This is a genomic window from Kitasatospora sp. NPDC001309 (assembly GCF_042896295.1).
GTDB lineage: Bacteria > Actinomycetota > Actinomycetes > Streptomycetales > Streptomycetaceae > Kitasatospora.
Genome location: NZ_JBIAXC010000004.1, coordinates 112,828 through 138,878, shown reverse-complemented (window position 1 = coordinate 138,878; position 26,051 = coordinate 112,828). Strand labels below are relative to the sequence as shown.

Annotated in this window: 18 protein-coding genes and 1 pseudogene; 12 read left to right on the top strand and 7 right to left on the bottom strand. The window is 73.5% G+C overall.

From position 1 onward, the window contains the following. Positions 1–107 precede the first annotated feature (107 nt). Entirely contained in the window at positions 108–341 is a 234-nt protein-coding gene (locus ACFY2K_RS05950) for a hypothetical protein (RefSeq protein WP_380589919.1), read from the top strand. A gap of 57 nt (positions 342–398) precedes the next feature. Here the strand turns inward: ACFY2K_RS05950 and ACFY2K_RS05945 are convergent, their stop codons facing one another. Then, the gene (locus ACFY2K_RS05945) at positions 399–3,443 is read right to left on the bottom strand and encodes an AAA family ATPase (RefSeq protein ID WP_380521066.1); all 3,045 of its coding nucleotides are present in this window, start codon (positions 3,441–3,443) and stop codon (positions 399–401) included. Further along, on the bottom strand, positions 3,440–4,609 hold the full coding sequence (locus tag ACFY2K_RS05940; RefSeq protein WP_380521068.1) for an exonuclease SbcCD subunit D: 1,170 nt from the start codon (positions 4,607–4,609) through the stop codon (positions 3,440–3,442). Before ACFY2K_RS05940 ends, ACFY2K_RS05945 begins: the two co-directional genes overlap by 4 nt. Positions 4,610–5,147: 538 nt before the next feature. Between ACFY2K_RS05940 and ACFY2K_RS05935 the strand changes: the two genes are divergently transcribed. Further along, on the top strand, positions 5,148–6,575 hold the full coding sequence (locus tag ACFY2K_RS05935; protein WP_387709810.1) for a serine/threonine-protein kinase: 1,428 nt from the start codon (positions 5,148–5,150) through the stop codon (positions 6,573–6,575). A gap of 219 nt (positions 6,576–6,794) precedes the next feature. Here the strand turns inward: ACFY2K_RS05935 and ACFY2K_RS05930 are convergent. Beyond that, a pseudogene (locus ACFY2K_RS05930) lies at positions 6,795–7,171 on the bottom strand (GntR family transcriptional regulator); the annotation flags it as partial. Positions 7,172–7,721: 550 nt separating this feature from the next. Here ACFY2K_RS05930 and ACFY2K_RS05925 point away from each other — a divergent pair. The 4 genes from ACFY2K_RS05925 (at position 7,722) to ACFY2K_RS05910 (ending at position 11,731) form a co-directional block, all read left to right on the top strand. Further along, complete coding sequence (locus ACFY2K_RS05925) at positions 7,722–8,711, top strand: hypothetical protein (RefSeq protein ID WP_387709808.1); 990 nt, start codon at positions 7,722–7,724, stop codon at positions 8,709–8,711. A gap of 191 nt (positions 8,712–8,902) precedes the next feature. Continuing rightward, positions 8,903–9,541: a hypothetical protein gene (locus ACFY2K_RS05920; RefSeq protein ID WP_375891388.1), complete on the top strand. Its 639-nt coding sequence runs from the start codon at positions 8,903–8,905 to the stop codon at positions 9,539–9,541. 320 nt (positions 9,542–9,861) lie between these two features. Then, positions 9,862–10,659, top strand: coding sequence for an SGNH/GDSL hydrolase family protein (locus ACFY2K_RS05915; protein WP_380589931.1), 798 nt, complete (start codon positions 9,862–9,864; stop codon positions 10,657–10,659). A gap of 274 nt (positions 10,660–10,933) precedes the next feature. Then, entirely contained in the window at positions 10,934–11,731 is a 798-nt protein-coding gene (locus tag ACFY2K_RS05910; protein ID WP_380521077.1) for an SGNH/GDSL hydrolase family protein, read from the top strand. Between the two features lie 142 nt (positions 11,732–11,873). Here ACFY2K_RS05910 and ACFY2K_RS05905 read toward each other — a convergent pair whose 3' ends face one another. The 3 genes from ACFY2K_RS05905 to ACFY2K_RS05895 form a co-directional block, all read right to left on the bottom strand. Then, complete coding sequence (locus tag ACFY2K_RS05905) at positions 11,874–12,764, bottom strand: nitroreductase/quinone reductase family protein (protein ID WP_387709805.1); 891 nt, start codon at positions 12,762–12,764, stop codon at positions 11,874–11,876. A 432-nt stretch (positions 12,765–13,196) separates the two neighbouring features. After that, the gene (locus ACFY2K_RS05900; protein WP_387709961.1) at positions 13,197–14,363 is read right to left on the bottom strand and encodes a polysaccharide deacetylase family protein; all 1,167 of its coding nucleotides are present in this window, start codon (positions 14,361–14,363) and stop codon (positions 13,197–13,199) included. 274 nt (positions 14,364–14,637) lie between these two features. Further along, a complete protein-coding gene (locus ACFY2K_RS05895; RefSeq protein WP_387709803.1) occupies positions 14,638–16,467 on the bottom strand; it encodes an AMP-dependent synthetase/ligase in 1,830 nt (609 codons plus the stop codon). Positions 16,468–17,017: 550 nt separating this feature from the next. On the opposite strand from ACFY2K_RS05895, the gene ACFY2K_RS05890 reads away from it, so the two are divergent. The 5 genes from ACFY2K_RS05890 (at position 17,018) to ACFY2K_RS05870 (ending at position 23,312) form a co-directional block, all read left to right on the top strand. Continuing rightward, positions 17,018–20,173 (top strand): nitrate- and nitrite sensing domain-containing protein, encoded by a 3,156-nt coding sequence (locus ACFY2K_RS05890; protein WP_387709802.1) that lies wholly within the window; start codon positions 17,018–17,020, stop codon positions 20,171–20,173. Further along, positions 20,170–20,589 carry a roadblock/LC7 domain-containing protein gene (locus ACFY2K_RS05885; RefSeq protein WP_375891400.1) on the top strand — a complete coding sequence of 140 codons (420 nt, stop codon included), beginning with the start codon at positions 20,170–20,172 and terminating at the stop codon, positions 20,587–20,589. The genes ACFY2K_RS05890 and ACFY2K_RS05885 overlap by 4 nt, the downstream gene beginning before the upstream one ends. A gap of 8 nt (positions 20,590–20,597) precedes the next feature. Then, a complete protein-coding gene (locus ACFY2K_RS05880; RefSeq protein WP_387709799.1) occupies positions 20,598–21,206 on the top strand; it encodes a DUF742 domain-containing protein in 609 nt (202 codons plus the stop codon). Next, positions 21,187–21,834: an ATP/GTP-binding protein gene (locus ACFY2K_RS05875; protein ID WP_380404130.1), complete on the top strand. Its 648-nt coding sequence runs from the start codon at positions 21,187–21,189 to the stop codon at positions 21,832–21,834. The genes ACFY2K_RS05880 and ACFY2K_RS05875 overlap by 20 nt, the downstream gene beginning before the upstream one ends. A 722-nt stretch (positions 21,835–22,556) precedes the next feature. Beyond that, positions 22,557–23,312, top strand: a complete 756-nt coding sequence (locus ACFY2K_RS05870; RefSeq protein ID WP_387709797.1) for a winged helix-turn-helix domain-containing protein — start codon at positions 22,557–22,559, stop codon at positions 23,310–23,312. A 241-nt stretch (positions 23,313–23,553) separates the two neighbouring features. Here ACFY2K_RS05870 and ACFY2K_RS05865 read toward each other — a convergent pair whose 3' ends face one another. Further along, positions 23,554–24,336 (bottom strand): IclR family transcriptional regulator, encoded by a 783-nt coding sequence (locus ACFY2K_RS05865; protein ID WP_387709795.1) that lies wholly within the window; start codon positions 24,334–24,336, stop codon positions 23,554–23,556. Between the two features lie 525 nt (positions 24,337–24,861). On the opposite strand from ACFY2K_RS05865, the gene ACFY2K_RS05860 reads away from it, so the two are divergent. Next, a complete protein-coding gene (locus ACFY2K_RS05860; protein ID WP_380521094.1) occupies positions 24,862–25,911 on the top strand; it encodes an ABC transporter substrate-binding protein in 1,050 nt (349 codons plus the stop codon). Positions 25,912–26,051 lie beyond the last annotated feature (140 nt).

Below are 26,051 nucleotides of genomic sequence, written 5' to 3'. Positions count from 1 at the left end.
TGCCGACTGTGCCGACTGTGCCGCTTGTGCCAACCATGCCGGCCACGCTAGCCCCGGGCCGCAGGCCCGCCTTGCGGCGGGGTGGGGGCGGGGAGTAGGAAGGCGGCATGAGTGAGAGCAGGACGGACGGCGCCGTGGTGGGCGGGGACGCGGCGGCCTGTGGGCCGGTGCCGGTGGGGGCGACGGAAGCGGCGCTGCGGGAGGACCCGGGGGCGGAGGGACCGCGGGCCGACTGCGTGCTGTGCGGTGAGCCGACGGTGCTGCCCGCCGACCAGCCGGGCAGCACCCTGTGCCCGACCTGTGCCTGGCAGCAGGCCCAGCGGATCGCCTGTTCGGGCTGAGCGGGCTGGGCGTGTCGGGCGGGGCGGGCGTTTTGGGCGTGTAGGGCGGGGTGGGCGTCAGGCGTCCTCCCGGCCGGCCAGGGCGAGGGTGGAGCCGTGGCGGCCCTTGCGGACCAGGAGCTGGGCCGGGATGCGGCTGCGCAGGTCGGCGACGTGGCTGACGATGCCGACGGCGCGGTCCCGCTCGCGCAGGCCGTCGAGGACGTCCATCACCTCCTCCAGGGACTGTTCGTCCAAGGTGCCGAAGCCCTCGTCGATGAAGAGCGTGTCCAGTGGCATCCCGCCGGCCTCGTCGGTGACCACGTCGGCCAGGCCGAGGGCGAGGGAGAGCGAGGCGAAGAAGCTCTCGCCGCCGGAGAGGGTGGCGGTGTCCCGCTCGGTGCCCGTCCAGGCGTCGACGACCCGCAGGGCCAGTCCGGAGCGCTTGTTGCCGGTGCCGCGGTCGTCACTGTGGACCAGGGTGTAACGGCCGCCGGACATCCGGACCAGCCGGTCGCTGGCCGCCGCCGCGACCTGCTCCAGCCGGGCCGCGAGCACGTACGACTCCAGCCGCATCCGCAGCCGGTTCTCGGTGGAGGTGCCGGCGGCCAGCGCGGCCAGCCGGTTGATCCGCCCGTACCGCTCCAGGGTCGGGGCCAGCTCGGCGGCCAGCTCGCCCAGCCGGTCCCCGATCTCGGCGAGTGCCGCGCAGCGCTCCCGGGCGGCCGACCGGGCGGCGTGCGCCCGGCCGAGGCGGTCGGTGGCGGCGCTCAGCGCGGCCGCGGCGGCGGGCAGGTCGACCGGCGGACGGGCGGCGGCCTCGGCCAGTTCGGGCAGCGCCAACTCGTGCCGGACGGCGGCGGACTCCGCGCGGTGCCGCTCCAGCCGGGCCTCCAGCCGCTCCCGCTCCTCCCGGGGCAGTAGGACGGCGAGCGCGGCCCCGGCATCCGGGAAGCCCGCCGCGGCGGCGGCCTTGCCGAGTTCCTCCTCGGCCGCGTCGAGCCGCTCCCGCGCCTCCGACGCCGCCCGCGCGGCCCCGGCCACCGCGGCGACCGCCTCGGCGAGCCGGCCCAGCGTCGCGGCCCGGTCGGCGACCGAGGCGGCCGCGCCGCGCGCGGCCGACACCCTGGCGCTCAGCGCCCGCTGGTCGTCCGCCAGGGCCTGCAGCCGGTCGGTGAGGACGGCGGCGCGCTCCTTTGCCTCGTTCAGCTCGTCCAGCCGACGGGTGCGGTCCTGCGACAGCCGGGCGATCTCCCGGCCGACCCGGCCGAGCGCCTCCGCCTCGTGCAGCGCGGCGCGGTGCTCCCGCTCCAGCTCGGCGAGCGAGCGCGCGAGCACGTCCGCTGCCTCGGGGCCGGCCGCACCGGCGGCCGTCGCCTCGCGCACCCGCAGCGCGGTCAGCGCCTGGTCGGCCTCGCCCCAGGCCCGCTCGGCGGCGGCCTGCGCCCGACCGGCCCGCTCCTCGTCCTCGGCGCTCACCCGGCCGCCGTCGGCGGCCTCGGCGGGCGCCGGGTGCTCGGCCGAGCCGCAGACCCGGCAGGCCTCGCCCGAGCGGAGCTGCTCGGCCAACTCGGCGGCCATGCCGGCCAGTCGGCGGTCCCGCAGGTCCAGGCCGAACTCACGGGCGTCCAGCGCGGCCGTGCGCAGCTCGGCGACCCTCGGCTCGGCCGCCGCGATCTCCACCCGCAGGCCGTCCCGCTCCCGGGCCGCGGCCAGGCGGGTGGTCGACTCGGCGCGCCGGCCGTCCAGTTGCTCGACCCGGACGCCCGCCGTCCGGGCCCGTTCCTGCTGCTCCTCCAGGCGGCCCAGCTCGCCGTCGAACTCGGCCAGCCAGTCCTCGGCCTCCTCGGCCCGCTCCTCGGCGCCGCGCCGCTCCGCGGCCAGGGCGAGCTGCTCGCGGCCGAGTTCGGCGCAACGCCGCTCCTCCGCCCGGGCCGTCTCCAGCCGGACCACCTCGGCGCGCAGCCGCAGTTCCGCGTCGGCCAGCTCGGCGGCACCGGCCCCGGCCCCGGCCGGGACGTGCTCCGCGATCCCGGTACGGGCCAGCGCCTCCCGGCGCCGCTGCTCCGTCTCCCGGGCCCGGCCGAGCGCCTCGGCCGCGCTCTCCCGCAGGCGCAGCGCGGATTCCACGCCGACCGCCTCCTGGGCGGCCGCGAGCCGCTGCCGGTCCCGCGCCGCGGCCGGTTCGAAGGCGGCCAGCCGGTCGGCCTCGGCCAGTGCCTCCCGGTGCCGGCGCTGGCGGGCGGCGAGCTCCTCGGCGCCTTCGCGCCCGTGCTGGGCGGCCCGGTGCGCGGCCTCGGCGCCCGCGAGGGCGGCCTCGGCGACGGTGAGCTGCTCGGCCGCGCCGCCGCGCAGGATCGCGGCCCAGCCGAGCAGCCCGGGGGCGAGGTCGGCGTCGCCGTCCTCGGCCGGCACCCACGCCCCGGCGGGTTCGGCCCCGGGGCCGGCGGCCTGCTCGGCCTTGCTGGCGAGGTCCCGCAGGCGTCGGCGTCCGGCCTGGACGGCCGTCTCCTGGGTGCGGCGCCGGTCGGCGAGCCAGGCCTCGACGTGCCCGTAGCGCTCGGTGTCGAAGAGGCGGCGCAGCAGCTTGCCGCGCTCCTCGGAGTCCCCCTTGAGGAAGCGGGCGAAGTCACCCTGCGGCAGCAGCACCACCTGGCAGAACTGTTCCCGGCTCATGCCGATCAGCCGGTGGATCTCCTCCCCGGCCTCCTGGTGCGACTTGCTGACCGGCTGCCAGCCGGGGGCGCCGTCGCCCGCGTCGGCGGCCCACGCGCGCAGCAGGGTCTGCGGCCGCTCGACGGTGGTGCCGGTGCCGACCTTCTTCGGCCGGCGCTGCTCGGGCAGCCGGGTGATCCGCAGCCGGCGCCCGCCCAGCGTCAGCTCCAGCTCGACCTGGGTCAGCTGTCCGGGGTCGGCGTGGTCGCTGCGCAGCCGGTTGGCCCGGCGGGCGTTGGGCGTCTCGCCGTACAGCGCGAAGCAGACCGCGTCCAGCACGCTGCTCTTGCCCGCGCCCGTCGCCCCGCGCAGCAGGAACAGCCCGCCGGCGGCGAGCGCGTCGAAGTCCACCGTCTCGCTGCCCGCGAACGGGCCGAAGGCGGTGACGGTGAGCCGGTGCAGCCTCATCGGGGCAGGTCCGCCTTCCGGTCGGCGTCCGTGCGGACGTGCTCGAAGCCCTCGCGCAGCCAGCCGAGCTCGTCCGGCTCCGGCTCGGCCCCGGGGCGGACGTGCCGCAGGAAGCCCTCGGCGATCTCCAGGTCCTCCCGGCCGCTGACCCGGGAGGCGTACGACCGGGCCGGCTCGGTGCCGCCGTCCTCGGGGTCGAACAGCAGCTGGAGGGTGTGCGGGAAGCGGCGGCGCAGCTGCTCCATCGGCTCGCCCGGGCGGGCGGCGTCGGTGAGCGTGGCCTGCACCCAGGACTGCTCGTCCTCGGTGTACCTCTCGTCGGTGAGCAGCTCGGCGAGGGTGCCGCGCAGGGCGGCGAGGGCACGCGGTCGGGGGCAGTCGACCCGCTCGGCCGTCACCGCGCCGTCGGCGGCGAGGTCGACCAGCCACATGGTCTTGCGCTGGCGCGCCTCGGAGAAGGAGTAGGCGAGCGGGGAGCCGCTGTACCGCAGGTGGGGGGCGAGGGTCTGGCAGCCGTGGAGGTGGCCGAGCGCGGCGTAGTGCACCCCGTCGAACACCGAGGCGGGGACGGCGGCGACCCCGCCGACGGCGATGTCCCGCTCGCTGTCGCTCGGTGCTCCGCCGGTGACGAAGGCGTGCGCGAGCACCACCGCCCGCGTCCCCTCCGGGCGGGCCGACAGGTCGGCGCGGACCTGCTCCATCGCCGCGCCGAGCACCGCCGCGTGCCCGCCCTTGGCCAGGCCGAAGCGCTCGCGGACCAGCGTCGGCTCCAGGTAGGGCAGCCCGTACACCGCCACCGGGCCGTGCTCGTCCGCCAGCAGGACGGGCTCGGCGCACGCGCCCGGGTCCGTCCGCAGGTGGATCCCGGCGCGCCCGATCAGGCCGGCGCCGACGCCGAGGCGGCGGGCCGAGTCGTGGTTGCCGCTGATGAAGACCGTCGGGACCCCGAGCTCCGCCAGCCGGTGCAGCACGTCGTCGAACAGCGCGACCGCGTCCAGGCTGGGCAGCGCCCGGTCGTACACGTCCCCGGCGACCAGCACGGCGTCCACGCCCTCGGACCGGACCACCTCCACGAGGTGGTCCAGGAAGGCGCGCTGGGCGTCGTGCAGGCTCTCCCGGTGGAACGAGCGCCCGAGATGCCAGTCGGAGGTATGCAGCAGTCTCACTACAGCGCTCCTACCTGCACGTTTGCCACTTTGATGTCCTCCGGGTCAGCACCGAGTCAGCACGGGTCACGCGGCCAGTGCCTGGTCAGTACCGAGTATCACAGGACCCACCGACAGAGCCTCGTCCATCACGGTCCTCAGTCTCTCTCGCGCATCAGGGGAGAGGCGGCCGTAGATGTCGGCGGTGATCCGGATCGTGGAGTGCCCGAGCCAACGGGAGACCTCCAGGGGGGACACCCCACCCGCGATGGCACCGGAGGCGAAGAAGTGCCGGAGGTAGTGAGCCGTCCACGGCTCATCACCGTACCCCGAGGGCGTGCACCAGGAGCACGGCCCGCTCTTCGCCCGCCGGGCTCTCCGCCTGGGCCTGGTCCGGCTCGAAGAGGACGATGATCCCTGCCACGATCCCCATGTGCAGGGCCGCATGGGCGACTGCATTTCGATCTCGATCGAGTTCCGCCGATGTCTGGTCCCGTCATGTACACACTGCGTACGCTCGAACCCGACTGCTCGTTGGTGCGAGAGCCCGGGGGACACGATGGCTCACGAGGCAAGCCCTGGCCAGCTCGTCGGGGGGAAGTACCGGCTGGTCTCCAGCCTGGGGTCGGGTGGCTTCGGACGGGTTTGGAAGGCTCACGACGAGCACCTTGACGTAGACATAGCGATCAAGGAGATCTGGCTCCCACCCGCGCAGTTCGAGGAGGAGTACAACGAGCGCCTCAAGCGCGCCGCGCGTGAGGCCCGAAGTGCCGCCAAGCTCCGCGATCACCCCAACATCGTGACCGTTCACGAAGTCGTCGTGGATGCCGGCCGCCCGTGGATCGTGATGCAACTGGTCAACGGCTGCTCGTTGGACGAATACGTCAGGCAGCGTGGCCCGTTGCCCCGTGACACGGCGCTCAAGGTTGCCAGGGCACTCCTGGAAGCCCTTGACGCCGCTCACCGCGCCGGTATCTTCCACCGCGACGTCAAACCGGCCAACGTCATGATGGCCTCTGACGGAAGAATCCTTCTCACCGACTTCGGGATCGCCCGGCACGAGAACGACACGGTGCTGACTGCGTCGGGGACAGTCATTGGCTCCCCGGAGTACATGGCGCCCGAGCGAATCCGGGGACGGGCCGACATGCCGGTCAGCGACCTCTTCTCCCTCGGAGCCACGCTCTTCCAAGCCATTGAAGGAATCTCCCCGTTCAGGAGGGAGACGTCAATGGCATCCATGTCCGCAGTGCTGATGGATGAGCCTCCACCGCTCGTGAAGGCCCGTGACCCGCTTAGAACAGTCGTCCGTCTGCTACTTGAGAAGAAGCCCGAACAGCGGCTCGGCATTTCAACAGCATTGGTCTTCCTTGCCGGACCTTCTCGCTCGGAGAACCCCGGTGGGCCGCAGACTGAGCACAAGGTCTTGCTGCCGAAGAAGGATAACCAAGCCTACTTGAGAGCAGCCATAGAGCTTGAGCGGCAACAGCAGGTTGAGAAATTACTGCTCAACAGGCCATCACCTGCCACGCCGGTGCCCGCTGTCAACACACGCGGGCCACTGGAACAGCGGCACAGCAACTCCGAAGGCCAGGATGGCGCAAGCAGTGCAACCGAGCGATCGGGTGGTCTCACGGCAAAGAAGGCCCGCGATGCAGTAGTCGTAGCAATGGGTGCCGTAGTTATGGTTGGCGCAATATCCTGGGGCCTTCCGAAATTAGTGAACAACACGGCCTGCGGGTGGATGAAGAGCGCGCTCGTCAAGTATGAGCCGAATGGCTATACTACATATCAAAATCGACAGCAGATCATCAATCAGGCGAAAGATGCTCTAGATCTCCCAGAGCTTGACTATGACATAAAATCCCGGCTTGAGACATATGAAGACAGCCTATTGAGAAATTGGTATGCCCAAGACGCTGGGGATGGTCAGGCGAGCCGGGCGCGGTCGGAGGTTTTGAAGGCATGCGGAGATGAGGGGAACTAGCGCGCCGAGGAGGCGCCAGGTGGGGACTCCTCCGAACTGCTGCCGCATGTCGGCGCCCGGCCACGGTCGTCCGCATGGACTCCTACCGCCCCGCCAAGACCACGCCCCCGGCTCCAGTGCCCGATCCCCGGCCTGAGCCGGTTGCCTCCGGGAACCCGTTCCTCGCGCTCCTCAGAACGCTCGAAGCAAAGCAAACCGCCCCGGCCTACTTGGCCGGGGCGGTTCTCTCATTTGCTGGTCCCGGGCATGCGTGATCGTCCGACCGGACGCCTCGAGCACCTTTGCCGTGAGCCCCGCGTTCTTGCCGGGCGCGGTCGACAGCAGGTCGGGGACCACGGCGGCGAAGTGAGCCGGGACCAGGCGACTGCCAGCATGGTTCGGGTCTTCCCCCGGCCTGCGATGTACTCCCGCCGGACAAGCTGGTCGCCAGGGGCCAGGTTGAAGATGTCCTGGACGTACAGCGGGGGAACCACCAGTTCGGCCGCAGTGACACGACTGGTCTCGCCTTCCACCGGGCTCGACCTCAGTCGCTGCGCTGACAATCCCGGCCTGCTCAGTGGCCACGGGGGGTTGTCCGCTGGGCGAGCCGAGGGCGGGCGGTGGGCGAGTGGCGGGTGGACGGTGGGCGAGTGGTCGACGAGGGGCTCATGTTTGCCCCTTGGCGGGCTGCGGTGGACCGGCCTTGGGGCAAATGTTGCTCCTCTGGGGAGCCTCGGGCGCCGGTGTTCGATTACTCGGGGTGGATTGTCAGTGGCTCTGTGTATGTTCCGTGGCGTCGGCGGATCCGGGGGTCGGAGGCCGACGGGACAGGAGGAGACCATGACCGTGCGGGAGTCGGTGTACGAGGTGTTGGGCGTCGTGGTGGTGCGGAAGCGGCTGCTGCGGGCGCCGGGGGCGCTGCTGTCCGGCGGGCGGAGGCCGGGGTCCGGGCCCGGGAACGCATCCGGGCCCGGGAGCGGGCCCGGGAGCGGGCCCGGGAGTGGGGCCGGCCCCGGGTTCGGGCGGCCGTCGGCGGGTGGGCCCGGTGGGGCCGCGCCGCCGGGCGCGGGGCGACCGCCGGGTGCGCGGGCCGTCGGGGCCGGGGGAGCCGGGGCGCGGGGGCGGCGCGACGGCCGGGCCCGCGGGGCGCCGCCCCAGCCGGTGGCGGTGGCGCTGGCCGTCGAGGCGGAGGACTTCGCCGTGCTGGCCGAGTACGGGCTGTTCGGCGCGCTCGGATACCGGGAGTACCTGGTGCGGGCGGAGGAGCAGCTCAGGGGCCTATACCAGCAGGGGCTGGAAGTGCACCTGCGCGTCCTGGAGGCGGGTGACTTCGAGGACTACTGCGCCGCGCTCGGCCTCGACCCCCGGGCGTCGGCCGCCCGGGTCGCGTACGCGGGGGATCCGGAGCTCGCCGGGGAGCCCTTCGTCTACGCGGGGGAGCCGATGGCCGACCTCCTCCCGGTGCTGCTGGACGACCACCGGGCGCGGGTGCGGATGTCCGTCGGCTGTGCGGCGCTGCTCGACGTGCTGGGCGACGACCTGGCCGGGCAGCGGCGGATGGCGGCCGTGATGCGGTACGTGACGTCCGTGTACCTGGCGCTGGCCGAGGGCGCGGGGGAGGGCTGCCACCTGCTGACGCTGCGCTGCCACGGCCCGGAGGACGGTGAGCAGCTCACCTCGGCGGTGGACGTCTGCGTCGAGGCGGGGCGGCTGCTACCCGCCGGGCGGGATGTGGAGGCGTTCTGCGTGACGCTCGCGGCCGGCGTGGCCTCGGGCGGTGCGGGGGCGTTGCTGCTGCACGGCGATCCGGCCGCGTCGCCGTACCGGTCGGCGGGCCACGCGGCGGTCCGGGCCCCGGACCGGGCCCCGGACCGGGCCCCGGACTGGGAGGCGGACCGACCCTCGGACCACCCTTCGGGGCGGTCGGCGAGCGCTCCGCCGGGCGGGCTCGCGGACGGGGCGAGGAGCGGTCCGCGGGTGCGGGGCTGGGCGCTGGCCGGTGGGCGGCTGCGGCCGATGACCGCCCACGAGGTGTTCGACGAGCTGGCCGACGACGCGGCGCGCGGGCTGCCCTTCCCGCCCGGTGCGGTCCCGCAGCCGGGGTTCCCGCTGCCGGGCCTCCCGGAGGCCGGGGGCGGGGGTGGGCTGCTGGGGTGATCAGGGCGTTCGCGGCCTCCGCATCCACCATGCGGCGCTGGGGACTGTTCATCGACCGCCTGTTCGGGGAAGATCGGAGAAGATCAACAGCAGGAGTGCGCGGTCCCCCACGCCGCCACTCCGGTCGCTCCGCTCCGTACCGTGCTCCGTAGGGTCCGGCGAGCCCGACACCGAGAGGGGGGACGCGCGGCATGGGCCGGATCGAGTTCACGGCGGAGATCGCCGAGCTGCTCGGGAAGGTGCGCCGGCGTCCCACGGCGGGTTGGCCGTGGCGGCCGGGTGAGCAGGTGCCGGAAGGGCTGCCGATGAAGCAGTCCTGGGGCTGGCTGTTCGCCCCGGACGGCCGGGTGCTGACCCTGGTCAACCCCCGGGACGGGATCTGCTCGCTGCCCGGCGGCTCGCTGGAGCCGGAGGACGACGGCGACCCGGCCGCCGCCCTGGCGCGGGAGGCGGGGGAGGAGGCCCAGGCCGTGATCGGCCGGCCGTACTACCTCGGCTACCTGTACGACCGGGTCGGCTCGGCGAACGGCGGGCACGAGTGCGCCCGGGTCCGGATGGCGGCGGCGCTGCGGGCGGTCGGTCCGAGCGCGGCCGATCCGGCCTCGGGCCGGCACTACCGGCGGCTGCTGGTCGCGCCGGGGCTCGCGGTCGAGCTACTGGGTTGGGGCGAGCCCGGGCTGCGCCAGGCCCGGGCGGCGGTCGCCACCGCCGTCCACTGGCTCGGTGTGCCGGCCGCCGCTAACGAGGAGATCGAGGAGCTCCCGGTCGAGGGCTGCACGGTCTTCCCCGGCCCGGTGTACCCGGGCGGCGGACGCGTCCCGCGGTACTGAACCGGGCCCCCGGAACGCGGCCGGCGGCGCGCCGTCCCCGGAGCAGGGCTGCCCGGCTGCGGGCGCGGAACCGACGCACCGGCGGCCGCAGCCTGACCGGTGGCTGACGGCGAGCTGACTTCTCGGAAGTTTTTTGTCTACACGCGATGACCGACGCGCGTCGACGTACACCCACACCCACCTGGGCGAACTCACGCTCGGTCGGTGGTAGTTCACGTTTGCGCTATCAGACGGCCCGTCAATGTCCTTGGCATGAGCGCTTCCGTGCCGGGCTACCGCCTGGTATCCCTTCTGTGACCCGCGTCATATCAGGAGGTGCCATGCTCCGCCCTGCTCGTGCCCTGTCCGTCGCCGCCATTGCGGCCGGTCTCACCATGACGACGCTCTTCACGGCGTCAGCCGCCAACGCGGCGGGTGTCAACTACGTCGCCCTCGGGGACTCGTACTCGGCCGGCGTCGGCGCCGGTAGCTACCTGAGCGACAGTGGTAGCTGCAAGCGCAGCACCAATGCGTACGCGTACCTGTGGAAGAACACGAACAAGCCGTCCTCCTTCTCCTTCGTGGCCTGTTCGGGGGCGAGAACCGGCGATGTGCTCAACAGTCAGGTCTCCGCGCTGAACACCGGCACCACGCTGGTCAGCCTGTCGATCGGCGGCAACGACGCGGGCTTCGCCGACACGATGAAGACCTGCGTGCTGGGCTCGGACAGCGACTGCCTCAACGCCGTCAACACGGCGAAGAGCTACGCGACCAACACCCTGCCCGGCCAGCTGGACCGGGTGTACTCCGCCATCAAGGCCAAGGCTCCGAAGGCCCACGTCGTGGTGATGGGCTACCCGCACCTGTACAAGGTCGGCGGCGACTGCATCTTCGGCATCGGTGACACCAAGCGTGCCGCCATCAACGGTGCGGCCGACACGTTGGACGGCGTGATCGCCAAGCGGGTCGCCAACGCCGGATTCACCTTCGGCGACGTGCGCAGCGCCTTCGCCGAGCACGAGATCTGCGGCTCGCAGAGCACCTGGCTGCACAGCACCACGCTGCCGATCGACGAGAGCTACCACCCGAACTCGGCCGGCCAGTCCGGGGGTTACCTCCCGGTGTTCAGCCGCTCCTGAGCGAAGCGGCGTCGAGTACGCCGGTGCCGGGCGGTCACGGCCGGCAGGCACCGGCGCGTTGTTCCGTGCCGGAGCGCGCGTCCGCCTGTGCGTGTCCGCGTGTCCGCGGGTGCGCCGGCGCCCGGGGTGGCGGTCGGCGTGAACTGACCTTGCGCGCGCGGCAGTTCACTTCCGCGCCAGCAGACTGCCCGTCAATGTCTTTGGCATGAACGCTTCCGTGTTCGATTACCGCTTGGTATCCCTTTCTGTGACCCGCGTCATACCTGGAGGTGCGATGCTCCGCCCTGCCCGTGCCCTCTCCGTCGCCGCGATCGCGGCGGCCCTCACCATGACGACGCTCTTCACGGCGTCAGCCGCCAACGCGGCCGGCGTGAACTACGTCGCCCTCGGCGACTCCTACTCGGCCGGCGTCGGTGCCGGCAACTACCTGGGCGACAGCGGCAGCTGCAAGCGCAGCGCCAACGCGTACGCCGAGCTCTGGACGAACGCGAACTCCCCGGCCTCCTTCTCCTTCGTCGCCTGCTCGGGCGCGAGAACCGGTGACATCCTCAACAGCCAGATCTCCGCGCTGAACAGCGGCACCACGCTGGTCAGCCTCTCGGTCGGCGGCAACGACGCGGGCTTCTCCAGCACCATGAAGACCTGCGTGCTGGGCTCGGACAGCGACTGCCTCAACGCCGTCAGCACGGCCGAGAGCTACGCGACCAACACCCTGCCCGGCCAGCTGGACCAGGTGTACAACGCCATCAGTGCCAAGGCCCCGAACGCCCACGTCGTGGTGATGGGCTACCCGCACCTCTACCAGATCGGCGGCTACTGCCTCTTCGGCATCGGCGACACCAAGCGTGCCGCCATCAACGAGGCCGCCGACACCCTGGACGGCGTGATCGCCAAGGAGGTCGCCAACGCCGGCTTCACCTTCGGCGACGTGCGTGACGCCTTCTCCGGCCACGAGATCTGCGGCTCGCAAGACACCTGGCTGCACAGCACCACCCTGCCGATCGACGAGAGCTACCACCCCAACTCGGCCGGCCAGGCCAACGGCTACCTCCCGGTGTTCAGCCAGTCCTGAGCGTCCGCGCTCTGCCGCTCTGCCGCTCTGCCGCTCTGCCGCTCCGCCGTCCCGTCGGGTCGCCATCCCGGTGGGCTGACGGTGTGACGCCGGTGCCGCCGTCCCCTCCCAGGACCTGGGAAGGGACGGCGGCACCGCCGCGTCAGCGCCCGGCGCCGGGGTCCGGCCGCACCGGCGGGAAGGGGATCCCGGCGAGAGCGGGCAGCAGCTCCGCCTCCTCGTGGGCGAGGTGAGCCTCCAACTCGGCTGACATCCGGTCCAGTTCGGAGCGGAGCTGATCCGGATCCGTGACCTCGATCCCGGCCAGCAGCGCCAGCAGCTCCTCCTTGATCCGTCCGATCGCCCGGTGCTGCTCACCGAGCCGCTCCAGCACTCCGGCGAGTTCGGGGTGGCTGCGCGCGAGGGCGGGGAAGATCGCGGAGTCCTCGCCGGTGTGGTGGTGCGTCAGCCCCTCGCAGAACGCCAGGCAGTGCTGGCGCAGTTGCAGCCCGAGCCCGGCCGGGCGGCCAGGGGAGTGGGCTTGGGCCTCGGCCCGGACGTGGCGCAGTTGGGCCCGCAGCCAGCTGTGCGCCTCCAGCAGCTTGTCGGCCAGGCTGCGGACGTCGCGCGGGTGGCCCGGCGGCGCTTCGGGGCGCTCCAGGACGACCACCGGCAACTCCCGCTCGGTGTGGGCCTGGTAGTCGCCGTACCCGGGTGCCCGGCGGACGACGGCGGCGAACAGTCGCCCCCGGCGCGGGCCTTCGGCGGGTACCGCGATCGCGTCGAAGGTCTCGGTGCCGAGCTCGACCCTGACCACGGGGTGGGCCAGCAGATTGCGGTACCACTGCGGGTGTTCCGGCGCGCCGGCCGCCGAGGCGATGACCAGGAGCAGCCCCTCGGACCGGACGTACCCGAGCGGTACGGTGTGCGGCCGGCCGGAGTGCGCCCCGGTGGTGGTCAGCAACAGCAGGTCGCCGCCCTCGAACGGACCGCCGACCCGGCCGTCGTTGGCGCGGAACTCCTCGATGACATTCAGGTTGAAGGACATGGGCATGTGTGTGGTGAAGTCTCCTGCGAGTGAGGGGGCGCGGCCACACACGGCATCACGCGACGAACGGGCGGACACCGTGGTGGCCGCCTGGGTCAGATCAGGGCAGCGGAGAAGGTACTCATCGCGCATCGTCCCTTTGCGTGCAAGGTGCTGGCCCGACTGCCGGCCGGCCCACTTCTCTGTGGCCGACGCCGCGCTGCACACCCCCATGAGACGTGGGCCGTGGATGCCGTGTCAATAGGCGTGATCACCGTGGAGCGTGCGCGGGGAGAGGGGGTGGGGCCGACGGTGGCAGCGACGGGACGACCGCGAAGGGATGACGGGTAACAGCTGACAGAGAACAGATAACAGAGAACAGCTGACAGATTTCATCATCTGAAATCTGTCAGCTGTCATGCGTCGACTGCCATCCGTTCGCCGCCCGGGGCGGGCCGGTCAGTGCAGGTAGTCGATCAGCCCGGCCGGCTTGAGGCCCGCGGCGTCGGCGGCGGCGAGGGCGCGGGGCAGGTCGGTGGCGAGGGTGTCGGTCCAGTGCATCAGGATCACGTCGCCCGGCTGGAGCGGGCCCGGGTGCCAGATGTTGGAGGCGCCCCAGCTGTAGTCGGCGTCGGCGGTCAGCACGGTGCGGGTGCCGCAGTTCGCGGCGGCCTGCAGGGTGTCGGCGTTCCAGGCGAAGAACGGCGGGCGGAACACCACGGGCGCGGTGCCGAACAGCCGGGTCATCGCGTCGCGCGCGTCGCAGATCTCCACCTGCTGCTGCTCCAGGGGGAGTTTGCTCAGGTCGGAGTGCGAGACGCTGTGGTCCTGCACGGAGGAGCCGGGCACGGAGGTGACCCGCTTGAAGAAGTCCGGGTCGGTGCCGGCCGGCATCGGCAGCGGGAAGGCCGTGATCGGCAGGTGGTGGTCGGCGATGAAGCGTTCCGCCTCGGGGGTGCGCTGCCAGCCGTCGTCCACGGTGAAGAAGACGACCTTGTCGGTGGTCGGGATCGAGCCGGCCGCCACCGCCGGGGCGGGCGCCGGGCCGTCGACCCGTACGTCGTCCACCGAGAACGGGCCCTGCTGGTACCAGCCGTGCACGTACAGCCGGATGCTGTGGGTGTTCGGGCCGGTGGTGAAGCGGGTGGTCAGCTGCTGCCAGCCGCCGGAGGTGGTCTCGGTCCAGGCGGGGGCGACGTCCCGGCCGGTGCCGGTGGCGCCCAGGTAGACGAAGTTGCCGCGCACCCAGGCCGAGGCGGTGTAGGTGGTGCCGGGCTGGACGGCGACGGTCTGCGCGCACTCGCCGGTGGAGTCGTCGTTCGCCGGGGTGACGGTGAGCGCCGAGGTGCCGGAGTGTGCGCCGGAGGTGGTGACGGCCGCCTCGGCCGGGCCGCCGGTGCAGCTCCAGCCGGGGATGCTGCCCCAGTCGGCGAGGGCGGGGGAGGGCAGTTCGAAGCCGGGGTTGGTGGCCAGGTTGACGGTCGTGGCGCCCGCGCCGCCGGCGGGGGAGACGGGGGTCGCGGGTGAGGCCGTCGGGGAGGCCGTCGGGGAGGCGGAGGCCGCCGGGACGGCGAAGGCGGTGAGCAGCGCGACGGAGGCGGCCAGCGCGGACAGGCGCGTGGACATCGACACGTGAGGACTCCAGCAGGTGGGGGCACGCCCGTGGGGAGGGCGCGGAACGGGAATCTGGACCGTGGAACCGGGGCGCTCCCGGAGGGGCGGGAGCGGGTGGTGCAGGTGCGCCGCACTCGGACCGAAGAGCAACAATGGACTGGACCAATCCACCCGTCAAGGGAACGGCAGGTGAACCGCAGCGCGAACGATCCGTCCCGAAAGGGGACAAGACGGTACGTCAGAAGACTTGCCCGACGGCATGGTTCGGACGGAGGTCAGGCCCGGCTCAGGAGAGGTACAGCTCCTCGATGTCCGTCGAGTAGTACTCCGCGATCGCCGTCCGTCGCAGCTTGAGTGAGGGGGTCAGCAGTCCCTGCTCCAGGCTGAACTCCCGTGGCAGCAGGCGGAACGCGCGGATCGACTCGGCCCGCGAGACGGCGGTGTTCGCCGCCGCCACCGCGCGCTGGACCTCGACGTGCAGCTGCTCGTCCGCCAGCACCGCCCAGGCGTCCAGTTGCTCCCGTCCGTGGGTCTTGAGCCAGTGCGCCAGCGCGGCCGGGTCGAGGGTGATCAGCGCCGCCACGTACGGCCGGTCGTCGCCGACCACCAGGCACTGGGAGACCAGCGGGTGCGCCTCGACCCGTTCCTCCAGTGCCGTCGGGGCGAGGTTCTTGCCGCTGCTGGTGACGATCAGGTCCTTCTTGCGGCCGGTGATGGTGAGGTAGCCGTCCTCGTCCAGCCGGCCCAGGTCGCCCGTCCCGAACCAGCCGTCGACCAGTGATTCCGCCGTGCACTGCGGGTGGTTGAGGTAGCCGCCGAAGACCGAGCCGCCGCGCACCCACACCTCGCCGTCGTCCGCGATGGCCACCGAGGCGCCCGGCACCGGCTGTCCGACGGTGCCGAGCTTCTGCCGGCCGGCCGGGTTGGCGGTGATCGCCGCGCTGGTCTCGGTGAGGCCGTAGCCCTCGTAGAACTGGAGCCCGGCGCCGGTGAAGAACAGGCCCAGGTCCCGCCGCAGCGAGGAGCCTCCGCACATCACGGTGCGCACCCGCCCGCCGAGCACGGCGCGCAGCTTCGGGTAGACGGTCCGCTCGTAGGCCAGGTGGCGCAGCCGCAGGGCCGTACCGGGGCCGGGTCCGCGGCCGAAGGCCTTCTGCTCCCGGGCGGCCGCCCAGTCGACGGCCACCTGCCGGGCCTGCTCGAAGAGTTCGCCGCGCCCGGCCTCCTCGGCGGCGCGCCTGGCCCGCTGGAAGATCTTCTCGAAGACGTACGGGACGGCGTGCAGGAAGGTCGGCCGGAAGCTCGCCAGGGCGGGCAGCAGCGCGTCGGTGGAGACCTCGGGGACGTGCCCGATCCGGAAGCCGCCGCGGATCGCCGCGATCTGCACCGCCCGTCCGTAGACGTGCGCCAGCGGTAGGAAGAGCAGGGTGGCGGGCTGGCCGCCACCGCCGGTGTCGCGCAGCACCTCGCCCCAGCCGACGAGCAGCGAGTCGGCCTCGGCGGCCAGGTTGGCGTGGCTGATCAGGCAGCCCTTGGGGCGTCCGGTGGTGCCCGAGGTGTAGACCACGGTGGCGATGTTGGCGGCGGTGACGCCGAGCCGCTGGCGGTGCACCAGGGCGTCGGGGACGCCCAGGCCGTCCTCGGTGATCGCGGCGACGCAGTCGCGGTCCAGCTGCCAGATCCCGGTCAGGTCGGGCAGGGCGTCGCAGACCGCGCCGACGGTCATCGCGGCGTCCTCGTCCTCGACCAGGCAGGCCACCGCCTGGGTCTCGGCGAGGATCCAGCGGACCTGCTCGGGCGCGGCGGTGGGGTAGACCGGGACGGTGATCGCACCGATCGACCAGAGTGCGTAGTCGAACAGCGTCCACTCGTATCGCGTGCGGGACATCAGGGCGACCCGGTCGCCGTAGCGCACGCCGCGGGTCAGCAGGCCCTTGGCGAGGGCGAGGACGTCGTCCCGGAACTCCCGTGCGGTGACGTCCTGCCAACGTCCGCCGCCGGTCCGCCGGGACAGTTGCACCAGGTCGGGGCGGCGTTCGGCGGTGTCGTACAAGGAGTCGGCGAGTCCTCCGGTGGCCTCGGGCCCGGCCGGGGCGGGGGTGGTGAACTCGCGCACAGTCCTCCCCAGTTCGCGTCTCGCGGCGCTGTCCGTCGGCCCCGGCGCACGGGCACCGGGATGGCGGCGCCCGGTCGTGCGGGGTGGTGCGAAACTATCGGATCGGCCTGTCACTGCCCAGGGTTGTGACGGTGACGCGACGAGATCGACACCGGTCAGCACGGATGGTGTCGCAGTTGGGGAGGAGTCGCGGAGGCGGCGGTGGGCGCCCCGGGGGTGCCCCGGGAGCCGAGTGGGAGTCGTCGGTGACGGCACGGCGACGGGCCGGGGAGGAGGGGCCGGGTCCGGCTCGGGGTGGAGCGGGGTGGATCGCGGCCGTCCCCTGACGTGTCCGGGGCAAGGCGAAGAAGCGGATCGGTTCGACCCTCGAACGTGTGGTCAGGGCGTAGTAGAGTCTCGCAGACCCGTGACCGGGAGCCCCCGCAGCTCCCTGTCCAGGACTCCCCGAGTACCGCCCCGCCCGCCGTCCAGTCTGCCCTCCCACCAGTACCCCGGAAGCCCTCCGAACCGCTCCCCGTCCGCGCCTGGCACTTCCCCGACCGAGGACTCCATGCGTCTGCGCAGCAGCTCGATCCGCGCGAAGATCATCGCGCTGCTCCTGGTGCCCATCGTCGCGCTCGTCGCCCTGTGGGCGTACGCGACGCTCGCCGCCACCGGGGACGCCTGGAGCCAGCTGTCGATCAGCAGTGCGTACAAGGACTACGGGGCGGCGGTGGACCAGTACACCGGCGACCTGCAGAACGAGCGCCGCGCCGCCGTCCAGCACCTGGCCGACCCGAACTCGCCGGTCGCCCGGGACGGCTTCGAGCACGCGCGGACGGCCACCGACCACAGCCTCGCGGTGCTGCGCCAGAAGAAGGACGCCGCCGGCGACCGGCTCTCCACCGGCCAGCGGGCCCGCCTGCTGCAGATCATCGCCGCGGCCGACCAGCTCGGCCCGCTCCGCGCCCAGGTCGGCCGACTGGCGCTCAACTGGGAATTCGCCCTCGGACAGTACAGCGACCTGATCCGCCCCGTCTTCGGCTTCCGGTCCGCGTACGTCGCCCGGCAGAGCGGCCAACTCCCGCGCCAGGGCACCATCCTGATCGAGCTGGTGCGCGCCCGCGAGTACCTCTCCCAGGAGGACGCGGCGATGGAGGGCCTGCGCACCGGCGCGGCCCGGCCCACCGCCGAGCAGTACCAGGCCGCGCTGGACGCCCTGCACAACCAGCAGGCCCTGTTCACCGTCTACATCGCCGAGCTGGAACCCGCCGACCAGGCCGACTACATCGCGCTGCGCGGCGGCGAGGCCTGGGGCGCGCTGGCCCGGGCCGAGGCGGACTTCGTCGGCGCCGGCGGCCCCGACCGGGTGGTCCAGGCCCTCAACGGCGACAACTGGCGGGAGACCGCCGACCGCTCGCTCGGCGACCTCTCCTCGATCAACTCCCGGATCACCGCAGGGATGGACGAGCGCGGGCGCTCGGCCGCGATCGCGGCGCTGTGGCGCGGCGGCATCGCCGGCGCGATCGGCCTGGTCGCCGTCGTGCTGTCGGTGATGATCTCCTTCCGGATCGGGCGCGGCCTGGCCCGCGAGCTGATCAACCTGCGCAACGCGGCCAATGAGCTCGCCAGCACCCGACTGCCGTCCGTCATGCTCCGGCTGCGCCGCGGCGAGCCGGTGGACGTCGCCGTCGAGGCACCCGAACTGCGCTTCGGCCAGGCCGAGATCGGACAGGTCGGCCAGGCCATCAACGCGGTCCAGCGGGCCGCCGTGGAGGCCGCCGTCGAGCAGGCCGAACTGCGCCGCGGCGTCGCGGCGGTGTTCGTCAACCTGGCCCGGCGCAGCCAGGTGCTGCTGCACCGGCAGCTCACCCTGCTGGACACCATGGAGCGCCGCACCGAGGACCCGGCGGAGCTGGAGGACCTCTTCAAGGTCGACCACCTCACCACCCGCATGCGCCGCCACGCCGAGGGCCTGATCATCCTGGCCGGCGGCTCGCCCGGACGCGCCTGGCGCAAGCCGGTCCGGATGGTGGACGTGGTCCGCGCGGCGGTCGGTGAGGTCGAGGACTACGCCCGGGTGACCGTCCGGCCGTTCCCCGGCACCGGCCTGCTCGGCAGCGCCGTCGCCGACGTCACCCACCTGATCGCCGAACTGGTGGAGAACGCGGCCGTGTTCTCCCCGCCGACCACCCAAGTCACCGTTCAGGGCGAGGTGGTGGCGCACGGCTTCGCGCTGGAGATCGACGACCGCGGACTCGGGCTGAGCGAACAGCTGCTCGCCGAGATCAACGAACGCATCACCGAGGAGCAGGAGTTCGACCTCGCCGACACCGACCGGCTGGGGCTGTTCGTGGTCAGCCGGCTCGCCCGGCGGCACGGCATCCGGGTCCACCTGCGGCCGTCCCCGTACGGGGGGACGACGGCGGTGGTGCTGATCCCGCGCGAGCTGCTGGCGGAGGCACCGGACGGATTGCCGGAGCCGCCCGCGGCCGGGGGCGGTGCCGGCGGTGTCACGGGTGGAGGACGACGGCCGGTGGGCCGGGCGGCCGGGCGTACGGCCGGGCGGCGTGACCTGGTCGCGGTGCCCGACCCGGCCTCCGGCGGCGCCGCGGGCCCGTCCGCGGGCGCGTCTCCGTTCGCGGATTCGTCCACGTCCATGTCCACGTCGCCGTCCACGGATCCGTACCCGGGCGGGTCTGCCGGTCCGGTGCCCGCCGGGGGCACGGGCGGGCGGCACCGGGTGACCGGCGGACCGCGGCCGTCCGTGCCCGAGACCGGGCTTACGGCCAACGGGTTGCCGCGCCGGGCGGCACGGACCAAGGGCGGTCCGGTGCTGGTGCCCGCGCCGGCCTCGGACGTCGAGACCGGGACGGGCACGGGACGGCACCGGCGGGACGTGGGGCAAGCCGCAGTCGCCGCGGTGCCCGCCCTGGTGGACGCCGTGCCCGTGGATGCCGCGCCGGTGGACGCCGTGCCCGTGGACGCCGCGCCGGTGGACGCCGTGTTCGGGGGCGCCGCCCCCGTCGCCGCGGCTGGGGCCGACGCCGCGCCCCGGACGCCCGGCGGGCTGCCCCGTCGGGTCCGGCAGGCGAACCTCGCTCCGCAGCTCAAGGAACTGGCGAAGGACCGCCTCCGCGGGGAAGCCGGGGCCGCGGGCCGGGCCGGTGGACCGTCGGCGGAGGCCGCCGATACAGGGGAGGCCGACCGGGCCGCGGAGGTCAGGGAACGCTCGCCGGAGGAGGCCAGGGCCACCTTCGCCTCGTTCCAGCGCGGCTTCACCCGCGGCCGCGGCACCGCCGCCCCGGCGGACCGTACGGCCGCGTCGGGTGCCCGGCCCGTCGCCGTACCGCGCTGGCAGCCGCCGGACACCTCCCGGCTGGCGATCAGCCCGGCGCCCGCCCCGGCGGCGCTGCCCGCACCCCCGCCCGGGGACGCCGCCCGGGCGCCGCTCGCCCGTCGGATCCCGCCGGGCCAGCCGGTGCGGCGGAACCCTGCGGCCGTCCCGGCCGTACCACCAGTGACACCTTCAGTGCCCGTAGCACCGGCAGTGCCCGCCACACCGGCAGGACCCGTAGCACCGGCAGGAACCGTCGTACCCGCAGGACCCGTAGCACCGGCAGTGCCCGCTACGGCCGCAGGACCCGCTGCACCCTCAGGATCCGCAGGATCCGCAGCCCTCGTAGTACCCGCACCACCCGCTCCAGCGGAAGGAACTGATTCATGACCACTTCGACGCAGCCGTCCGGGGACCTCAACTGGCTCCTGGACGACCTGGTGGGCCGGGTCGCGGCCCTGCGCTACGCGGTGATCCTCTCCAGCGACGGGCTGGCCACCGGCGCCTCGCGCGACCTCGACCGCGAGGACGCCGAGCACCTCGCCGCGGTCGCGGCCGGGTTCCACAGCCTGGCCAAGGGGGCCGGCGGGCACTTCAAGGTCGGCGGGGTCCGGCAGACCATGGTGGAGCTGGACGAGGCGTTCCTGTTCATCACGGCCGCGGGCGACGGCAGTTGTCTGGCCGTGCTGAGCGAGGCCGAGGCGGACATCGGCCAGATCGCCTACGAGATGGCCCTGCTGGTCAAGCGGGTCGGCGAGCACATGGCCGCCGAGCCGCGCACCGAAACCGCCGCGCCGAGGGGCTGAGCGGTCCGATGGCGGATCCGATGGCGGACGGCTCGGTGACCCCGGAGGGCGCGGAGCCGGCGGGCACGGCCCCGGACGGTGCGCGGCCCGTCGGCCCGGCCTCCGACGGTGCGGCCTCCGACGGCACGGCCCCGGAAGGCACGGAGCCGGACGGCCCGGCCACCGACGGTGCGGGGCCGGAGCAGGACACCCCGGGCGGACCCGAGGTCGACCTGTTCCGGCCCCGCACCCCGGTCGACGACCGGTGGTTCGACGACGAGGCCGGACCGGTGGTGCGGCTCTACTCGATGACCAGGGGCCGCACCCGGCCGGTCGAGGAGGGGCTGTTCGACCTGATCTCGCTGGTCACCGCCAAGGAGCCCGGGCCGGACGCGGGGGCCGTGCCCGCGCACGTCCTCGACCCGGAGCACCAGACCCTGCTGGCCTGGTGCCGCCACGAGCCGCTGTCCGTCGCCGAGCTCGGCTCCTACACCGACCTGCCGGTCAGCGTCGTGCGCGTCCTGCTCGGCGACCTCTACGACGCCGACCTGATCAGCGTCACCCGACCCGTTCCGCTCGCCGAGCTGCCGGACGAGCGCCTGCTGCGAGACGTGATCAATGGACTCCGTGCGCTCTGACCCCACCCCGCCGAGCACCGCCGCGAAGCCTGCCGGGAGCGCCGATGACCCGCGCTGGCGCGGCGGTCCGGCCGCCGCGGTGAAGATCCTGGTGGCGGGCGGGTTCGGCGCGGGCAAGACCACCCTGGTCGGGTCGGTCAGCGAGATCCGGCCGCTGCGCACCGAGGAGGAACTCAGCGAACTGGGCCGCCCGGTGGACGACACCTCGGGCGTGGAGGCCAAGCGGACCACCACGGTGGCGATGGACTTCGGCCGGATCGACCTGCGGCCCGGCCTCGCGCTCTACCTGTTCGGGACGCCCGGGCAGGACCGGTTCTGGTTCGTCTGGGACGAGCTGGCGCGTGGCGCGCTCGGCGCCGTGGTGCTCGCGGACACCCGGCGGCTGGCCGACTGCTTCCCCTCGGTCGACTTCTTCGAGCAGCGCGGCATCCCGTTCCTGGTCGCGGTCAACTGCTTCGACGGCACCGAGCGGTTCGCCCCGGAGGAGGTCCGGGACGCGCTGGACCTCGACCCGGGCATCCCGGTGGTCCTGTGCGACGCCCGGCTGCGGGAGGACGGCAAGGGACTGCTCGTGGCGCTGGTCGAGCACGCCGCCGAGCTCCGTCGGCGGGCTGCGGCCCGGACCTGAGGCTCCGTGGGATCGGTCCTGGTCAGGGGCGCTTCGTGCACCCGACGTCTCATTCGGTGGTCCACATGTCGGACGAACGGTGCGCGGAAGGTTGCCTAGACAGGCTCGGGCGTGGAAGGCTCTGTGGACGTAAGCCGTCCCGGCGCGCACCGGATCATGGGTGTGTCGCCGCGCGGGCAACGAAGCGCAACGAAGCGCAAGCGCGTGGAGCGCGACTAGGCAGGACGAAGGGGGAGGGCAGCAGGGATGACCGTCGGCAAGCGACGCATCACCGCCGTGCCCGGCCCCGTCATGCCGGTGCTCACCGTCCGCCGCTACATCGACCACGCGCTGATCTGCAGCGCCTGTTGTCGCTGACCGGCCTCCTCCACCCCGGTACGTCCCCGGCACCCCAGGCCTGCACCCGGCCGCCGCCCGACGCACCACCGACCCCGTCGACCAGGCCGTAGCGGACCGCACGTCAGGAGCGCCCGCGGCCGACCGATCCGGCCCCGCCCCGCGGAGAGACCACCAGTGAACACCGTTCGCCCCAGCAACTCCCTCGAACCGTTCTGGCCGTCCCGGCAGCCACACCTGTTCGATCAGACGTGTCCGGGTTCGCCCAGCGCGTCCCGGCCCTCCGCCCGCTGAACCCGGTCCCCCCGGTCCAGCTCCGGCAGTACGCCCGGTCGACGCGCAGACGACTCCACCCCGTCCGTCACGCGCGAAATGAGCGGCACACCATGTCTTCCTCCTCCACGGCCACCCTGCCCCTGCCCGTCGCGACCCCGCACCTGCGCGCGGTCCGCTCCGTTCCCCCGGTCTCCGTCCCGCCCGTCTCCGTCGTTCCCTCCGCCGTGCCCTCCGGCCCGTCGGTCCCGCCCCAGTCCGGGGCGGTCGCCCCGTCGGCGCCCGCGTCGCTGCTCGCCGCACTGCCGGAGGGCGCGGCCGTCGTCGCCGCCCTGCCGCAGGGCGTGCTGCCGCAGGGCCTGCTCGCCCAGTACGGTGCGCAGACCGGCGCGCCCGCCGGCCACCCGATGGTCGGCTACCTGGTGCTGGTACCGGCCGAGAGCCCGGCGGCCGGTCCGCTCGGCCTGGCCGGGCACGCCGCGCCGGGCACGCTGCCGGGTGGCGCCGGATCGGGCCTTGCGGGTTCGGGTCTTGCGGGGACGGGCACTGCACCGGCCGCCGTCCGTCCGGTCCGGCCCGCCGGACGCGGCATCGCCGTCGACGCCGAGCGCCGCAACGCCTACGTCGACGGGCGGCTGCTCGACCTCACCTACCTGGAGTTCGAGCTGCTGGCCCACCTCACCGAGCACCCGCAGCGGGTGCACACCCGGGACCACCTGGTCTCGGCGGTCTGGGGCTACGGCCACGTCGGGGACGGTCGCACGGTCGACGTGCACGTCGCCCGGCTGCGCCGCAAGCTCGGCCCCGCCTACCGGGACTCGATCGTGACGGTGCGCCGGGTCGGGTACAAGTACACGCCGGTCAACTGAGCTGCTGCTCCGCGCTGTTCGGCCGTTGGCCCAGGGTCTTCGGTCCACCCTCTCCGGCCCACCGTCGGTGGCCGACCGTCTCCGGCCGACCGCTTGTGGCCGACCGCCTTCGGCGTGAGGCCGCCCTGCGTCACAGCGGGCCGCCCGTTCCTTCCGTGAACGGGCGGCCCGCTGCCGCGTGTTGGCGCTGCGCGTGGGCGGGCGGTACGAGTCGGATGGACCGGTTGTGCGGGCGCCCGGGTCAGGCCCGTTGGTCGGGGGGCAGCAGGAGGACGGAGAGGGCTTCGGCGCAGGTCCGGGCGGGGGTCAGGAACCGGTCCAGGCGGTCGTCGGTGAGGTGCGCCGGGGTCGAGCGGACCGCGAGCGCGAACCGGGCCTGCCCGGCGGCGTCCAGTACGGGAACCGCGAGCGTCCGCACCCCGGCGGCGGACTCGCCGTCGTTGAGCGCGTGACCGGCCGCCCGCACCCGACCCAACTCCTCTTCCAGGAGCGACGGTTCGGTGATCGTACGGTCGGTGAAGGACGGTAGCGGGCCGAGTGCGGACACCGCCGCCTCGCCCGCGCGCGGCCAGGCGAGCAGGACCTTGCCGAGCGCTGTGGAGTGCAGCGGGCGGCGCAGCCCGAGCCCGGTGTCCGGCCGGACCGAGCCGCCGACCAGGATGACGGCGTGCGGGCCACTGCGGATCGCCAGGTCGGCGGTCGTTCCGGTGCGTCGGGAGAGCAGCTCCAGCTCGGGGCCGGCCAGGTGCAGTCCGCGCTGGTGGAAGGTGAGTTGGCCGAGTTCGGCGACCGCCGGGCCCAGCCGGTAACGGGCCGTCTGATCGTCCTGCTCCAGGAATCCGGCGCTGACCAGCGTGCGGGCGAGCCGGTGCGCGGTGGAGACCGAGAGGTCCATCCGGCGGGCCAGGTCCGAGGCGCTGAGGTCGGGGCCGTTGTCGTGGAAGCAGTGCAGCAGTCCGAGTGCGCGCTGGACGGCCTGGGCGCCGGCCGGGGGGCTCTGGACGGCGGTGGCGGCCTCGGCCATGGCACCTCGCGTTCGGTTCGTGGCTCCGGGCGGCGCGCCGGAGGGAGTCTCAGCGTAGGGCAGCGAGTGCTGCGGAGATGTGTCAACGACGTTGCAATGGAATGGCGTTGATGAACAACTGATCCCACCATGTGGCAAAGGCTTGCCTCCGGCTCGACCGACGTGGAACGCTCCTCGCATCGCGCCGCCCGGCTCCTCGGTACGGACGGCGCGCCATCGCCATCGTCGTCGCCACCCCACCTCGCCCGCGCTCGGTGCACCCGTGTGCCGCGACGCGTGGATCCCCGTGCGCCGGACCGGAAGGAGTAGCGCCGTGACGTCCCACCGGTGTGTTCCCTCCTGTCCCTGTTGTCGCTGACGCTCCTCGTTCCGCTCCTCCTGCGCCTTCGTACGCCGTACGCCGTGCGGCGTGCGCTCCGCGCTCCGCTTCCCGCTCGCCGCCGTGCGCCGTGCCGTGCGGCGGCGGCGCACCCGAACTCCGCTGCCTCCGACCGCCGTCGGAGCCCCCGAAGAGGACCACGCCCCGTGCCCAGTCGTTCGCCCAGCTCCTCCGCCGTCCCCGAAACCCTCTGGTTCACCCGCTGCCCGGTGCCCACCGCGACCGGTATCGCCGCTGATCAGGGCTGGCTGGCACGGGAGTTCGCCCCGGACGGAATCGCCGTCCGCTCGCTCCAGGACGCCCCGCCGGAGGTGGCCGCCGACCACCACTACACCCACGCGCTCACCGGGCTCTTCCGCGAGGGCGGCAACGTCCCCGCGCTGTGGGCCCGTTCGCGCGGCGAGGCGACCCGGCTGATCGGGTTGACCTGGATCGAGGAGCGACAGGTCGTCCTGGTCCGGGCCGGGAGCGGCATCAGTGAGCCCGGGCAGCTGCGCGGGCTGAGGCTGGCGGTTCCACATCATGGGATCGGCATCGACTTCTGGCGGGCCATGGCCCTGGCCGGCTTCCGGGGCGCCCTGGCGCTCGCGGGTCTCGGGCTGGAGGACGCCGAACTGGTCGACGTGCCGGCCGTCCCGGGCGGCGGGCAGTGGTCCGCCGAGCTGTCCGCATTGCGAGACGGCCTGGTGGACGCCGTGTACGTGAAGGGGGCGCTGGCCGTCGAAGCGGCCCGCCGGATCGGCGCGGAGGTGGCGGTGGAGCTGGACGCGGCTCCGGACCGCCGGGCCCGGGTCAACAACGGCACGCCCCGGCCGGTCACCGTCCACCAGCGGCTGCTGGACGAGCACCCGGAGCTGGTCGCCCGCTTCCTGGCGGTCCTGTTGGAGGCCGCCGACTGGGCCGCCGAGCGTCCGGTGGAGGTGGCCAGGATCCTCCAGGCCGAGACCGGCGCGGGTGCGGAGGGCGTCGAGGGCGCCTATGCGGCGGGCAGTCATCGCACGCTGCATCTGGACCTCTCGGAGGAGCGGCTGGGGCTGCTGGCCCAGCAGGAACGCTTCCTCGCCGGGCAGGGCTTCCTCGCGGCACCGGTCGACATCCGTGCCTGGGCCGACCCGGAGCCGCTCCGCGCCGCGCGCGACCTGCTGCGCGGTCGGCGGGCTGCGGGAGGGGAGCAAGTGGCGAGCGTGTCCAGCTGACCGTCCGCTCGTTCGTCCGGCCAGTCGGCAATGCCGGTCAGCCGTGCCGCTCGGTGGCGTCGGTCGGTGCTGCCCGACGCCGCCCGTTGCCGTCCGAGGCCGCTCGGCGGAGTCCGGCGGAGTTCAGCGAACAACTTTCA